8 protein-coding genes and 3 pseudogenes are annotated in these 14,421 nt (G+C 35.3%); 6 read left to right on the top strand and 5 right to left on the bottom strand.

Features of this window, described 5'->3' with window-relative positions; genetic code table 11:
* Window positions 1-69: 69 nt before the first annotated feature.
* Window positions 70-1,410, bottom strand: a complete 1,341-nt coding sequence (locus OPR26_RS04200) for a hypothetical protein (protein WP_265015550.1) — start codon at window positions 1,408-1,410, stop codon at window positions 70-72.
* A 286-nt stretch (window positions 1,411-1,696) separates the two neighbouring features.
* Here OPR26_RS04200 and OPR26_RS04195 point away from each other — a divergent pair, with 286 nt between their 5' ends.
* Window positions 1,697-2,716: an IS4 family transposase gene (locus OPR26_RS04195; RefSeq protein ID WP_265015549.1), complete on the top strand. Its 1,020-nt coding sequence runs from the start codon at window positions 1,697-1,699 to the stop codon at window positions 2,714-2,716.
* A gap of 304 nt (window positions 2,717-3,020) precedes the next feature.
* On the opposite strand, the gene OPR26_RS04190 is transcribed toward OPR26_RS04195, so the two are convergent.
* Window positions 3,021-4,730 (bottom strand): actin-bundling T4SS effector WalE1 family protein, encoded by a 1,710-nt coding sequence (locus tag OPR26_RS04190; RefSeq protein WP_320157293.1) that lies wholly within the window; start codon window positions 4,728-4,730, stop codon window positions 3,021-3,023.
* A gap of 454 nt (window positions 4,731-5,184) precedes the next feature.
* On the opposite strand from OPR26_RS04190, the gene hflK reads away from it, so the two are divergent.
* The 4 genes and pseudogenes from hflK to OPR26_RS04170 form a co-directional block, all read left to right on the top strand.
* Window positions 5,185-6,219, top strand: coding sequence for an FtsH protease activity modulator HflK (gene hflK, locus OPR26_RS04185; RefSeq protein ID WP_265015548.1), 1,035 nt, complete (start codon window positions 5,185-5,187; stop codon window positions 6,217-6,219).
* Between the two features lie 2 nt (window positions 6,220-6,221).
* A complete protein-coding gene (hflC, locus tag OPR26_RS04180; RefSeq protein WP_253302617.1) occupies window positions 6,222-7,094 on the top strand; it encodes a protease modulator HflC in 873 nt (290 codons plus the stop codon).
* Window positions 7,095-7,097: 3 nt separating this feature from the next.
* Window positions 7,098-8,582, top strand: a complete 1,485-nt coding sequence (locus tag OPR26_RS04175; RefSeq protein ID WP_265015547.1) for a DegQ family serine endoprotease — start codon at window positions 7,098-7,100, stop codon at window positions 8,580-8,582.
* Window positions 8,583-8,698: 116 nt separating this feature from the next.
* Window positions 8,699-9,436: pseudogene (locus OPR26_RS04170) on the top strand (hypothetical protein); the annotation flags it as partial.
* Between the two features lie 62 nt (window positions 9,437-9,498).
* On the opposite strand, the pseudogene OPR26_RS07505 reads toward OPR26_RS04170, so the two are convergent.
* A pseudogene (locus tag OPR26_RS07505) lies at window positions 9,499-10,387 on the bottom strand (IS5 family transposase).
* Between the two features lie 163 nt (window positions 10,388-10,550).
* Between OPR26_RS07505 and terL the strand changes: the two are divergent.
* Window positions 10,551-11,285: pseudogene (gene terL, locus OPR26_RS04150) on the top strand (phage terminase large subunit); the annotation flags it as partial.
* 28 nt (window positions 11,286-11,313) lie between these two features.
* On the opposite strand, the gene OPR26_RS04145 reads toward terL, so the two are convergent.
* A complete protein-coding gene (locus OPR26_RS04145; protein ID WP_265015538.1) occupies window positions 11,314-13,080 on the bottom strand; it encodes a hypothetical protein in 1,767 nt (588 codons plus the stop codon).
* Between the two features lie 35 nt (window positions 13,081-13,115).
* The gene (locus OPR26_RS04140) at window positions 13,116-14,408 is read right to left on the bottom strand and encodes a hypothetical protein (protein ID WP_265015539.1); all 1,293 of its coding nucleotides are present in this window, start codon (window positions 14,406-14,408) and stop codon (window positions 13,116-13,118) included.
* Between the last annotated feature and the right edge of the window lie 13 nt (window positions 14,409-14,421).

Raw genomic sequence — 14,421 nt, 5'->3', positions numbered from 1 at the left:
CTTTTGGATGGAAACCAGTGTCACGCACTGAAATGACACCCATTTATTCCTATAGTTGTCTTTTCTCGTCTACCTTATTTTGCCACTCTGCTGAACAGATACGGAGGAATTTATCAAGGAATTAGGTATGCCTTTTATCCTGTTAGTGGTTTTTGAAACTGTGCCCATACAACTCTCTGCATCTGGCTTTTGAACCTTTGTTTGTCCTTTTTGAACATTCCCATTTCTTGACTTTTCTTTCGCATTTTGTTGTCCATGTTCAGTTGTTGAACTTTCAATCTGTTGATTTTTTAATTTCAAATTTTCATCAAGTGTTTTTGTACACTCTCCAATAGACGATATTGCAATACTTCTTACTCTTTCTAGTTCTGCATTCAGATGTTCAACTTGTTCTTGTAACCTAGCAACCTTATTTTCTAAGTCCTTTTTCTCGCTTACTACAGTGCTTAATTGACTACTTAAATCTTTCAATTTACTTTCTAAATCAATTCTTTCTTTCTCCAGTTGTTGTTTAGATTCCTGAGCACTTTGCAAGTGTTTTCTAAGATCCTCTACTTTAGCTTCCATTTCCTTTTTATCTTCATCTAATCCTTCATTTAACCGCATTAAACTATTTATTTTTATATCCTTTTCTACTTCAACCAGAGGTCTTTTTATTTCATTTAGAGATTCTATATTGCACTTAATTAGTCTTTCGCTTAGTCCAAATATCAATTTAGATTTTTCCTTTGATTCTGCTGAGAGCTCTTCTTCTAGTTGGCCTGAAACATCTTCCAATTCCGTATAATCTTTTTCGCATTCTGCAAGTTTAGACCTCAATTCTTCATTTTCCTCTTTTAGGAGGATATTTTGTGAACGTTCAAGTTCTAGTTCCTGACTTATATCTTCCAGTTGTTCATTCAATTCTTCATCCTCCTCTGTGCTTACTTCTTCCATACTATCGTAGTCTTCATCAATGAATTCATCACTTACTTCAGTTTGAATTCCTTCATCTTCACTCATTACTTCACTCTGGCTCTCTTCTTCTGCAACTTCAGGTCTTAAATTAACTTGGAAACTTTTATCCGTTGTTTCGACACACTCGGTCTGCATTGTCGTATCTTGAAATGTTACTTTATTAGTTTGAACCTCTCCATCCTTACTTATTACTTCACTTTGACTCCCTTTCTCTACAACCTCAGGTTTTAAGTCAGCTCCAACACTTTTATCCGTTGTTTCAATACATTCGGTCTGCATTGTCATATCTTGAAATGTTACTTTATTAGATAGAATATTTTCCGCCCATTTGTTCCATTTCTTTGGTAGTATTCGTCCAATTGTTTTTAAGTACAACCAAGCAAATACAGTAGACCAACTGTATTTTTGTTTAACATTAATTTCATAATTAACCGTATTATTAATATTTAGCATAAAATTACCTTATTTTTTAACTTCGATTTACAGAAAATTTTAACAGCAGTAAAGTTATATATATTGGTATAAATGTTAAATAAATACTAACGCAGGTATCAAATTATGGTAAAGTCTTTGCCCGCCTAATACACTTTATAGCTAACCCAAGAAAGGTTTTCCTACGTCATGCCGCCGCGGTATCTCTCAGCCGCTAACAAGCAGCGGGATGACGGTTGTCAGGCCAGCGCCCCATAAGTGTTGAAAGTAACACAAGAAAGACATAAAGAACTATTATTGCAAGAAAATGGAGGCAATAATGGATCAAATAGAAAGAGTACTAAATTTAATAAAAGATGAGGATTTAGAAAGGCTAGGAAAATTAAGTGAAGTAGATAAATGTAATACTAAATTGTTGGGCAAGATTATATTTAAAGGTCTAATGAAGTTAATATTAATGGGGCAAAAAACAAGCCTAAGAGCGCTAGAAATGGTAATAAACAGGTGTATAATGGATAAGAATAGCGATAAAAGTACAGTAACATACAGTGGTTTGTCAAAAAGGTTAAAAGTTATAAATCCAGAATATTTTAAGGGAGTATATATTGATTTGATGAGCAAGATTAAAAAGCTATTACCCCAAAAAACATCAAATAACTTACATAAGTTTGATTCGACGATCATAAATTTATCGGGATATCTCATAAAAGATGGGCTAAAAATAGGCGGTAAAAGTAACGACAGTCAAGTTAAAGTGAGTGTAGGATTAAAGGATCAATTGCCGACAAGTATAAGATTTTGTAAAGGACAAGAAGAAAGTAGTGAAGATATAGCATTAGTGAGAGCAATTAATGAAGCTAAAGTTGAAAAAGAGGATATTTTATTATTTGATAGAGGAATCAGAAAAGTTGGAACTTTTGCCGAATTTGATGAAAAGGAGTACAAATTTATCACAAGAGTTAAAGTAGGAAGAAAACATGATGTTATAAGCAGGAACAAAGTTATAAGAGAACAAAAATCGGATGGATCAGAGATTTTAGAAGATATAATAGTTAATCTTTATCGTGCACGAGGTAAAGTGGCAGAAAAGCATGATCTACGGCTAATAAAAATCAGAAATAAAATTGGAGATGAAATATGGTTTTTGACAAACTTGTTTGAAATGCCAGCTTATGAAGTAACAGAGCTATATAGGCGCAGATGGGATATAGAAGTGTTCTTTAAATTTATAAAGCAAAATCTTGGATATAAGCACTTTTTAAGCCATACTATGAATGGCATGAAGGTACATGATTATTATTACGGCTTTGTTATTTCTTGTTTATAAAATCAAAAATAATCTACATGGGTTCAAAATAGCATTACTGCAATTCACATTGGATCTAAATGACTCTTTTATACGTTCGATTGTTTTACTGTCGGGAGGTAATTTACATGCCGTTGATCATCTCATATCACGTTATTTTTGATACTTTCAACACTTATGGGGCACTGGGATGACAAGAGAGGGTATTGGAATGACAGAGGATAATGTAAAAAGTCTAATTGTAAATTTAAGTCGACTATAGTCAAAAACAAAAAAGGATGTTACTCATTGAGTAACATCCTTTGGAGAAAGTGAGTGGTTTTGTTTATCCTACTGTTTTCACCTGCGTAGATTCTGGCTTAACTTCATCCACTTTCGTAGAAGGCTTCTCCCATAGTGTGTGACTTGTCGGGTTTAAGTCAGCTTGGGTTTTTCCCTTGCCATCTTCGTTAGTAAGCACTATATATGCTGGAGAAGAGGTTGATGAATTGAATCCACTATCAGAACCATTACGATTACTAAAAGAATTGTGTAATGTAGATTCAGTTTTAGCACTTAAACTAAATTCTTTTAAGTTTTTCTCCATTGCTGCCCCAACTTCATCTTTACTGAAAGATTGTTCCAATCTTTCTAATGAGCTTGTTGGTGTAGAAGGACCAGATAAACCTCTTGCACTATCAAAAGAATTACTGCGAGTTAGAGTTCCTTTATTCGAATTACCAAGATATTGGTTTACTTTAGGATCACTGAGAACATCTTCACTGAAAGAACTTTGTCCATTTAAGTTAGTCAATGAGGCGCTTCTAGTTGGTACTTCTGGAGTTCCTACCCTAGTAAGGTTGCTAGTACTATTACGTCGTGCAACTCCTGGTCTTCCTCCTATTGTTGCAGTTTTATCAGTATTTTCAGTTGGAATAGGAGTACCAACGTAAAAAGTGCTATTTCCTACTTTTATAGGTGGCTCTGTACTATCAGTCCTTACAGAATCTAGTGAACCCATTGAAGTGCTTCTTGACAAGCTGTTAGATTGTTCAGAGCTTTTTCTTCCCAGTAAAGAGAATGATAAAGATCTGCTAGGTTTAGCACTACCTTCTTCAAACATGTTACTACGCATTTTAAGTGATCCTTTGAGAATATGATCTTCTTTGCATTTCGCAATAACTTCCTTAATTTCATCGTGATGTTCAGAGAAAACACGGTCGATGAAATAAACATCGCTAGGCAATGCTTTCTGTTTTATCAAGACACGCAAATCTTTTTCATCCAAATGCTTAATGAAGTCCTTTTGTACTTGCCACTTAGGAGTATGCTCTATCGATTCTGATTTTGCCTCCTCTGCTATTTTTAAATCAATTTTTAACAATATTCCAGAAAGTATATTTTTTACTAACTTAGAATTATCTCCTTTATCAGCAAAAATCTTTTTTAGTTCGTACTTTATTTTACCGGCTTTCTTGCGATCTTCCTCAGGAAACTTTGTCATTTTTTCTATAGCAGCACCTTCCTTAGCATGATTGTAAAATACAACTCTATCCCTTTCCTTAAAGCTTTTTTTCAGTGAATCTACACCTTCTCCCACCTTATCTTTAACATGCACAGCACCATCTCTAACTTTTCCGGCAGCGTATGTTGATGCGTCCTTAACTTTTTCGGCAGTATATTTCGCCCCATCAACTGTTTTTTCTGCTGACCATTTGAGCCCTTTATATCCAGATTGAACTGTTTTTACAGCGACTTTTACAGCGAAATATAAAGCAAGACCAACTATAGCACCTGGTATAGCAAGTGTTGCACCAACTGCCAAAAGTGGTAGTACTGCCGTAAATAATCCACTTGCTGCACTTACTACAAGAATCTTATCTCCTTGTTTCATCTTAGAGAATTCTGTATTCCCTTTTAACAGGTCAGTAATTCTTTCTTTTAGCTTCTTGGGATCCTTAGCAGCCTCTAAATTTAATGAATCTTGCGTCGTTTTATTCAAACCAAGATCATTTCCTTGTTCAGTTACAACAGAATTTTTTTCATTAGGTGACATTTTAAACCTCACTATTAATTAAATATATTATAATTGTATTCCTTGATTCTTAAGTTAGTGTTAAATTGATTGCCAGTATTTATTTGTCTTCAAATAATTTCGCTTGACGTGTTTTTTGATAGTGTGGAAAATTAGGTCAAGAAGCTGCAGCATTTATGAGGTATAGAAAAAGAACACTCATCTTTTTGGCTGTTATAACTTTAATAATAATAGCTTTACTATTTAGGTATAATTCCCATTTTCACGAAGACGTAGTGCACTTAAAGAGTGACAATAAAGAATTCAAAAAAAAGCCAGAAAATTCTATAGAGTCGACCATACTACATAGAGAAAAGGAAGTGTATGATCATGTTTTTCACCCTGACAATTAATTTGTAAATGAAATAGTAATTTATATTTGCATTTTCTTATTTAAATAAGTAATATTAACGCATTAATTATAGAATCAATCATTATGTTTGATGATAATAATCCTTGGAATCTGGGAAAGAAACCGGTAGGGAACAAAACTCCTAATAATGAAGATATTTTAAGTAAAGCTGTATCTGATATAAGGTTCTTTCTTAATGGATTAACCAGAAACAGGGGCAAAAAACCTTATTTCATCATTGTCATTATTTTGCTGCTCTATGCTTGCACTGGCTTTTATATTGTCCATCCTAGTGAAGAAAGTATAGAACTTACCTTTGGTAGATATTCTAATACAGAAACACCTGGTTTGCGTTATCACTTCCCCTACCCTATTGGCAAGGTTTTTAAAGTGAACGTTAAGGAAGTAAATCGTGAAGAAATTGGGGTAAGTAGTTCTTATGGACGAGATACAGATCGTGGTGAAGGTGTGATGCTAACTGGAGATGAAAATATAGTCAACGTTAACTTCGAGGTTCAGTGGCGCGTTAGAGATGCTAAAGACTATTTATTCAAAGTGCGGGATTACAAACCCGGTTTCAGTGTTAAAAATGCTGCTGAAAGTGCCATGAGAGAAATAATAGGTAAAAACACGATCTCTTTTGCACTTGGTCAAGGCAGGCCAGAAATTTCTAGAGATACTAGAATTCTATTGCAGCAGATTCTTGATGGATACCAAATGGGCATAGAGATTTTATCTGTTCAAATGAAAAAAATTGATCCACCAGAAAAAGTAATCAGTTCGTTTAGAGATGTACAAAGCGCTCGTGCAGACAAAGAGCGTACTATAAACGAAGCATACGCTTATAATAACGATATTATACCTCGAGCAAAGGGTGAAGCGATAAAGATAAAATTAGATGCAGAGGCATATGAGAATGAAGTAATAAATGAAGCAAAAGGTAATGCAAATCGCTTTTTATCTCTTTATGAGGAATATAGACAGAATCCTTCTCTCGTTAAGAATCGTATTTATCTTGAAACTATGGAAAATATTTTCAGTAAGGTAGACAAAGTTGTTGTAACTGATGATCTGAAAGGTATGTTTTCTTATTTACCTCTTACAAATTTAGGGAAATAACCATGAGTAGTAATATTAAAATTGTTTTTGTTTCTGTATTTATTGTTTTATTGATTGTTTTATTTAATTCAATATTTGTTGTGCAAGAAACAAAGCAAGCGATAGTTATACAACTCGGTAAAGTTGTAAGAGATGTTAGGGAAAGTGGCTTATATTTTAAGTTACCATTCATAAATAGTGTAGAGTTTCTTGATAAAAGAGTTTTAGATTTAAGTCCTGATAAGATCCCAAGGGAAGTGATAACAGCGGATCAAAAACGTATTATAGTAGATGCGTATGCAAAATATAAAATAACAAATCCTGTTACTTTTTACCAGGCTGTGAGAAATGAATCAGGGCTGGTTAGAAGATTGTATCCGGTTATAGAAGCACACATAAGAGAAAATATAGGTAGATTTTCGTTGATTAGTTTGTTGAACGAAAAAAGATCAGAGGTTATGCAATTGATTCAGCGTGGAGTTTATTCTGAAGCTGAAAAATTTGGCATAGAAATAATAGATGTAAGAATTAAGAGAGCAGATTTACCAGAAGAAAATAGTTCTGCAATATTTCGCCGTATGCAAACTGAAAGGGAAAAAGAAGCAAAAGAAATTAGAGCAGAAGGAGAGCAAGCTGGGCAGGAAGTTAGATCAAAAGCTGATAAATTAAAAAGGGAAATTATCTCCAGTGCAGTAAAAGAATCATATGAAATAAGGGGCCGTGGTTATGCTGAAGCAACTAGAATTTATAATGAGGCATTTAAGGTTGATGAAGAGTTTTTTAACTTTTATCGCTCCATGAGCGCTTACAGTAAATCATTTGTCGAAAATAATACTAAATTTGTACTTTCACCAAACAATAACTTTTTAGATATTTTAAACAAAGGATGGAAATAATTTATGAAAAGTAAGGCATTTATTTTATCTATATTTGCATATTTTCTAATTGCATTTTCTTCGTACGCTAATATGTTTGATTGGAATGCAAAAAAGGTCGTTGATGCTAGCACTACTGCATGTAACTGTAATCAAGGACTTGCCGATTTAGTGGAAGAACTCATTCCTGCGGTTGTAAATATTTCAAGCGAACAAATCATCAAACAAGAAAATAATAGCAGAACTAGAGTTCCACCTATGCCAAGAAATAATTTCTTTGATGATTTTAGAGAATTTTTTGAGCATTTTGATCAGTTTTTTATGGATAGGGGCCCTAGTGTTCACAGAGAGGTGGTGTTGCTTGGTTCTGGGTTTATTATAGATAAAGGTGGAACTATAGTAACCAATTATCACGTTATTAAAAACGCCCAAGATATCACAGTTACTATGAACGATAATACTTATTTCAAAGCAGAAGTTTTAGGCTATGATGCAAGGACTGATCTTGCTGTGCTTAAGGTTCATTCTAATAAAGATCTTCCTTTTGTTGCATTTGGCAATTCTGATACAGCAAGGGTTGGCGATACAGTTATTGCAATAGGTAACCCATTTGGTTTGGGTAGCTCTGTAAGCACAGGAATTATATCTGCAAGGTCCAGAGACATTAGTATCGGCACTATGAATGAATTTATCCAAACTGATGCTGCAATTAATAGAGGCAACTCTGGAGGGCCATTATTTGATTTAAATGGAAAAGTTATAGGCATTAACACCGCTATCTATTCCCCATCTGAGTCTGGCGGCAACGTGGGTATAGGCTTTGCTATACCATCTAATTTAGCTATGTCAATTATTGACGCATTAAAAAGTGGCAAAAAAATAAAACATGGTTGGCTTGGTGTGCAAGTTCAGCCTATAACGAAAGAATTTGCTGAGTCTTTGGGTTTAAAAGATACAAAAGGTGCACTGGTTGCAAGTATAGTAAAGGATAGCCCTGCAGAAAAAGGTGGAATTAAGGTGGGTGACATATTATTAGAATTTGATGATAAAAAAATTGATAGAATGACACAACTGCCTCAAATGGTTTCAAGAACTGAACCTGGAAAAAAAGTACAAATTAAGTTACTTAGAAAAGGCAAAGAGGTCAATATTAAGGTTGTGATTAAAGAATCTGCAAATGATGATCAAGGTAATAATCAAGAAGAAAATAGATCAACATCCGATTACATAACTGGTTTAACTGTTTCAAACCTGCCAAAAGAATCAAAAGAAAGTAATCCTACAAAAGGTGTGATAGTTACTAATGTAGATAGTAACAGTAATGCCACGCTGCGTGGTATTAAAAAAGGAGACATTATTATCCAATTAGATGGAACCGATATAGAAAATACTAATGATTTTCAAAAACAAGTTGATTCAGCAGTAAAGAAAAACGGTAAAGATTCAATAATGTTGCTCATTTACCGCAATGGAAATCAATTCTTTACTTCGATAAAGTTGAAGAAATAGCACTCGTAGGTTATTTACTAAATTAGCAGCATTGTAAGCCTGCCATTGTAACACCTCAATCTTACAAGACAAATCAAAACCATTAAAGTCTACATTCCATTCACTAAAATACACATATGGATAATATAAATTTTCTAAAATTCATTGAACTGTGCTTTCAAACAGTGGTGCCGGGATGTGAGTATAATGATTATCAGTACATAAAAGTCATAGCAGATAGGCTGGAAGCAGCGAATGCTGGCGAAGTAAGGCGCATAATATTCAATATGCCTCCGCGTTCAATGAAGTCCATATGTGTGAGTGTTGCGTGGCCCGCATGGATATTGGGAAATCAGCCAACTGCAAGAATAATAGTTGCAAGTTATTCTAAGTTGCTTAGCGAAAAACATTCGCTCGATACGAGGTGCATAATGCAATCCAATTGGTATAAAGAACTATTTCCAGAGGTAAAATTATCCAAAGACCAGAATACCAAATACAAATTCCAAACAGTGCAGAGAGGATACAGAATCGCAACATCAGTTGGAGGAACATTAACCGGTGAAGGTGGTGACTTTATTATTGTGGATGATCCGCTTAACCCTGCTCAAGCTTTGAGTGAGACATTTAGAAAACGTGCCACAAATTGGTTCGATCAGACTTTGGTAACGAGACTCAACGATAGAAAAAAAGGAGTAATTGTGCTTGTGATGCATAGGCTCCACCTGGAAGACTTAACTGGGCACCTCTTATCTAAGCCAAAAAACATATGGCATCACATTTGTTTGCCAATGATTTCTGAAAATAAGGAGGTTATTTATTCAATTAATAACCATACTGGTGTCATTCCAACCCCCCCTCCTGTCATCCCAGTGCCCAGACACTGGGATGGCTTTGTTGCATCGCACCTTATACTGGTAGTAATTTACGATAAATATCATGTAGCCATTTCAAATTTAGCCATACCAATTTCAGTAAATTGATTAAGCAAATAGCACTTAATCAGCAATTCTTTTTCGCGATTTACTTCGGATTTATTCCTAAAGCTGAATCCAAATATTTGCTTTAATCTTGAGAAAAACCCTTCAATATAAGATCTTTTCCCATAATTTACTTCTTTTTCCATTCTTTCACGCCATCTTCACCGTATAATTTTATTAACCTAATAGCAGCATTTCTGTCAGACATATAATCTATTTCTGGATGTTCTGCCGCATTGTTTATTGGTGGAATTTTTGCCTTTATATCATATTCGTGACACAATTTGTAAAACTTGTGCCTATCATATGCCCTATCTGCATATAGTGCTTTTATGACATGAACTTCTTTAAGCAAATCGCAAGCTCCATAGTGATCAGACCGTTACTGTATTTTACAGCTATGGCTTTTTTGCAGTTTATATTCAACATTACATGCAATTTTCTTGTCTGTTCATAGCCACTCTGTCAGCGCTATTTTCCTTCAGGGGTATTGTTGTAAATGCTGATACCTGTACTATCTATAGCAATTTCGATGTCTTCCATATTATTTTCTGCAATCATTGATCTTAATATTAAGTTTCTTTTGATGCTTGTGAATAGCTGCAAATCTCTTCCTATTTGTTGCAGATATCCTTTTATAAACCCCACCGTTTGTCTTAAACCAATTCTAAAAAGATTGACAATTATATGCACCAAAATCACAACTTTATCACTGTAAATATAGTTGCCGCCTTGCATTTTTGGACTATTTTCATACCAATTTTCTATGGCTTCATTGATATAATGAAAAATATTTCCTCTTTCCTGGAGAAATTTGTTATATTCATTTTGGTTACTGACTTTCATTTTCTGTGGCATATTTTTTCTTCAACAGTTAAATGGTTATTTATAATGAATTTTGTCAGTAGCCACCAGATTTTTTCGGTTGCTATGCAACAAAGCCCACTGGGATCCAGAAAATTCAACCGCAAAAGACTGGATTCCAGCATCAAGTGCTGGAATGACACTACCTGCAAGAGTATTATACTCAAGAGAAGAAAATGAGTTATTATATCCCCTGGAGGGAGGAAGAGAAGAAGTTGAGATGATAAAAGTTGAACTCGGGAGTTACGCTTTTGCTGCTCAATATCAACAAAATCCTCTGCCGCTTTCAAGTGGTATAATTAAACAAGAGTGGCTAAAGCGCTATAAAAATTTCCCTGATAATCTCTCACATGTAACTCAAAGCTGGGACACTGCAGTTTCAACAAACGATTCCAGCGACTTTAGCGTCTGCACCACCTGGGCAAAAATAGATAATAAATTCTATTTACTTGATGTATATCGAGCAAAGCTTGAGTATCCAAAGCTTAAAGAGCAAGTTCTGTCACTAGCTGCAAGATGGACGCCACACGCAATTTTGATTGAAGCAAAAACGAGTGGTCAACAATTAACACAAGAGCTAAAGGCAAATAGCGATCTACCGATTATCGAAATAATTCCACACAATGACAAACTCACTCGATTTTATCAAATTGTTCCGGTGATAGAGTCTGGCAGGGTTTTTCTGCCACAGCAAGCAGTATGGCTCAATGATTTTGAGTACGAAATTTTAATGTTCCCGGAAGTTCGCCATGATGATCAAGTAGACAGTACGGTGCAATATCTGCAATGGACAAGAAAAACTAACACCAGTGCTTTCAGGGTCAGGGACTTTGGCTCCAACCCTAACAAAACACTTAGGTGGCTAAGAACAGTGGATTAGATTAAGCTTAAATTACCTTCAAAAAAAATCAACCTACTATTGAACCTTGTCTCTGCCCGAAGGATTCCGAAGTAACATCCTCAATTTGTGTAGAGATGATACATTGCTTCTTAAAAGCTTGAACCACCTCTTCTCCAGAACGTTTTGGCGATCCTCCTCTAGTATTCTCACAATCCATAGACTCATAACCACTACTTGTTATTGCCTCAGCTTTAGAGCTTACGTTTTCAGCATCAGTCGCCTCCCCTGAAGAGATACCGCTGTCTTTATTATCTTCGGACTTCATCTTTTTAGCTTTTGATTTATCTTTAGCATACTTTAGCTCTTCCAAAAGCGACTCTGTTTCCCAAGGTCCACGAGTATGGTCAAGCCGGTATCCAGCTTTGTATTTCCCAATTGGAATGTCTTCTAATGCGTTTTCATCAGGATAACAGGCTGTAACTGCTTCGCAATGTTTTATCCTATCGTAATATCCTCCTTCTCTTTCTATTCCTTTCACCTTGGAATTTACCAATTCGTACTTTTTAGATTTCACTGCCTCTTCGACAGTGTTAATGTCGATATCTCCTATTTTAATGTCGATATCTCCTGTTTCCGCTTTTTTCTTATACCCATAAATAAAAAGTTTTTTTAAGTTAAATAAGGCACCACGACTTATATTAGCAACAACTGTTGTTTCTTGGTTTTTCTCACAATTAGAAAGAAATTCAAATGGAAACTCATCTAGATCATAGGCTTCTTTCGTCTTCTTTTTTACCTCCTCTAAATATTCTTTTACATCAACACTATCAGGAATTAAACTAGCAATCTTCCCATTTTTTACAATAAAGTTAGTATCAGGAAGGTCGAAATTATTATTACTGTAGTTAAACGCATAAAGCAATTCTTTAAACAAGTTTTTTTCTTCCTCGGTAAGAGGTTTATCAGAAGACTTACGCTTTTCCAATGATGTACCCCTAAACCGTCGTAATTGCTCTCTGAACAACAATTCTACTTCACAAGTGTCACCACTACGGTCAAGCACGTATTTACCTTCTTCAAATGCAATTGGAATTATTTTCATTGCCCCTTCATCAGGAAAACAATCCTGACATGCTTCTTCAATTGCCTCTTCATCAGAAAAACAACCCTCACATGCTTCTTCAAGAGAATCTTTTAGCTGGTGATCTACCCATTCGTCCTTTTCACGTTTCTCTACCTTCTTGACGGCACTAATGTCAATAGCATCTACGTTTTCCCCAAACTTCTGACTAAAAAGGATTTTTAAGTTAGATAAAGCACCACTACTTATATTAGCAACAACTGTTTTTCCTTTTTTTTCTTCATAATTAAGTTTAAATGGAAACTCATTGAGATCGCAAAGTCCTCTTGCTTCTTCCTCACCTTTACAATACTCTTCTACTGCCTGAAAATATTTCTCTCTATCAACATTATCATGGAGTAAACTAACAATTTTCCCATCTTTTGCAAAAAAGTTAGTATAAACACCACCATAAGTATAATTCGTTAAGTTCAATGTATAAAGCAATGCTTCAATCAACTTTTCTTCTTTCTCACTAATGTTAGCACCTGCCTGAGCACCTTTCCATGATGAAGGTCCACTCTGTGACAATGACCATACACTTGGAGCTGGTAATGACCAACGGTTCGGTTGCTGAGACCAAGCACTAGTCCATGCTGGCACATTTTTAGTAGCACCTTTCCATGATGAAGGTCCACTAGAACTCAACTGCGGCGATGGCAGGAACTCTCTACTCGTTCCAGGAACATCCAACTGATTTACTGGAAGCAACACAGGGAACTTTTCCGACTCTCGCCTGGGAGAATCCTTTAATACTCCATCCTGACTTTGCGTGGCAACCTCTGTGTCTGTACCTGCTCAACCGATGATCTTGGATCACCACTTGAAGCACCAGAATTCTCAAGTTTCGGAGGTGAATTACTATCATAACCACTATCTCTGTCTTCTTGCCTTTGTTTAGGCGGTGTTCTTAGTCCACTCGGGCCTGCATGTGTAGGAAAATTGAATGGCGACTGTGCAGGCGACAATGCTTGAAAACGAAGCTCAGGGTCAATGGCCAGTTCATGGTCTTTGTTGATTACAGAGCTTTCCATGATTTTAGTTATCACACAGTGAGAAATGTATGGATTGGAAAAGTCTATACCGTATACCTCACTGCTTCCATTCACTGATAGCTTTGCTTGAGTTCTACCATCAAGATCATTAAGTACAGTATAATTGAATGCACGATTTATATTACCTGCTTCTTCCTTTGTTAAAAGCCTAGCTCCCCTACAATTTTGCATAATAGGTATAAGAATTGAGGCTTCTTTTCTATTTGAAGGGGAAGCACACATAAAGCCATATATTATCACTCCTGTTGATTGACCAATAGATTCTACTATCATATCTTTAAATAACTTCACTCTATGATTAATGCTACTGTCAACTCCAAGATACATACCTTCAAGCCATGTCTTATACCTTATTACACTATCAATAAAACGAGCGTCATCAAAAACGTTCTTGATATATACACTATTACCTTCACCCTTCAGAAGGTTCTTAGGAACATTTTCATATCTTGCTTTCATCCTTGATAAAAACTCACGCTCAAATTGCTTGCGTGATTCTTTATTATCAAAATTACCGTGCCACAAATAATCTTTTTTGTTAGACGCTTTAGTAACTATTCTACAAGCTGGCATACCTTCTAGAATATCTTTTTTAAGTGAAGAAGCCAAATGAGACTTCAAATTAAAAATTACACCCTTATCTATAGGTGCTAGAAACTCAATCCTACCTTGTTCATCTTGAGACCACTTTCCTTTACTGGTGTTAAACGGAAAAGATTCAATATTAAAAATTAAATTAGCTGTATTTAACACTACCTCATCCGTATCTCCTTCTTCAATACCGTAGAACTCACCTACTATCTTCCTTTTTATACTGTCCAGATATCTGCTGCACTGATACCTATCCATACCTTTATCAAATGAAACTACAATACAGTCCTCCCCGTACCTGCTTTGCAACGTAAAATTAGTTTCAACTGTGTTACGATTATAATTATGTACATTAAAAGCGTTAATCAACGCCCTTACTGTTTCTGTATTAGGCATACCAACCTCCCCA

The sequence above is a fragment of the Wolbachia endosymbiont (group A) of Anoplius nigerrimus genome (assembly GCF_947251795.1).
Classification (GTDB): domain Bacteria; phylum Pseudomonadota; class Alphaproteobacteria; order Rickettsiales; family Anaplasmataceae; genus Wolbachia.
This window is presented reverse-complemented; position numbering and strand designations above follow the sequence as displayed.

Bases quoted from the DNA above. Each gene is read 5' to 3' on its own strand.
- OPR26_RS04190 (WP_320157293.1), bottom strand. From the start codon at position 4,730: ATGTCACCTAATGAAAAAAATTCTGTTGTAACTGAACAAGGAAATGAT.
- OPR26_RS04195 (WP_265015549.1), top strand. From the start codon at position 1,697: ATGGAGGCAATAATGGATCAAATAGAAAGAGTACTAAATTTAATAAAA.
- OPR26_RS04140 (WP_265015539.1), bottom strand. From the start codon at position 14,408: ATGCCTAATACAGAAACAGTAAGGGCGTTGATTAACGCTTTTAATGTA.
- OPR26_RS04175 (WP_265015547.1), top strand. From the start codon at position 7,098: ATGAAAAGTAAGGCATTTATTTTATCTATATTTGCATATTTTCTAATT.
- hflC (WP_253302617.1), top strand. From the start codon at position 6,222: ATGAGTAGTAATATTAAAATTGTTTTTGTTTCTGTATTTATTGTTTTA.
- OPR26_RS04200 (WP_265015550.1), bottom strand. From the start codon at position 1,410: ATGCTAAATATTAATAATACGGTTAATTATGAAATTAATGTTAAACAA.
- hflK (WP_265015548.1), top strand. From the start codon at position 5,185: ATGTTTGATGATAATAATCCTTGGAATCTGGGAAAGAAACCGGTAGGG.